The organism is Rhodoplanes roseus, from assembly GCF_003258865.1.
In the GTDB taxonomy this organism is placed as follows: domain Bacteria; phylum Pseudomonadota; class Alphaproteobacteria; order Rhizobiales; family Xanthobacteraceae; genus Rhodoplanes; species Rhodoplanes roseus.
Genome location: NZ_NPEX01000831.1, coordinates 1 through 270 on the forward strand (window position 1 = coordinate 1; position 270 = coordinate 270).

General features: G+C 63.7%; 1 protein-coding gene. It reads left to right on the plus strand.

The window, feature by feature from the left end; translation table 11 throughout:
- Positions 1 to 270, plus strand: a 270-nt coding sequence (locus tag CH341_RS34920) for a phosphoheptose isomerase family protein (RefSeq protein ID WP_170149918.1), incomplete at both ends; no start/stop codon positions are given.

Consider the following 270-nt stretch of genomic DNA (forward strand, 5'->3'; position numbering starts at 1 on the left):
CAACAACCGGCGACGGTCGAGAAAGTCCTGTCCGACTTGCCGTTACAGATCGAAGCGGCGCTCCCGGAATCGGAGCCTGAACGCGTCATTTTGATCGGCACCGGCAGTTCGATGAATGCGCTCCTTGCCGCCTCCGACAGCTTTTCCGGCCTCCCTGCCGAGCTTGCGTTGCGCAGCCCGCTGACCTTCCTGGCCGAGACCGGCGAGCGCCGCGTCGCCAAGAGCCTTGCCATCGTCTTGTCCCAGTCGGGCAACAGCAGCGATACGATC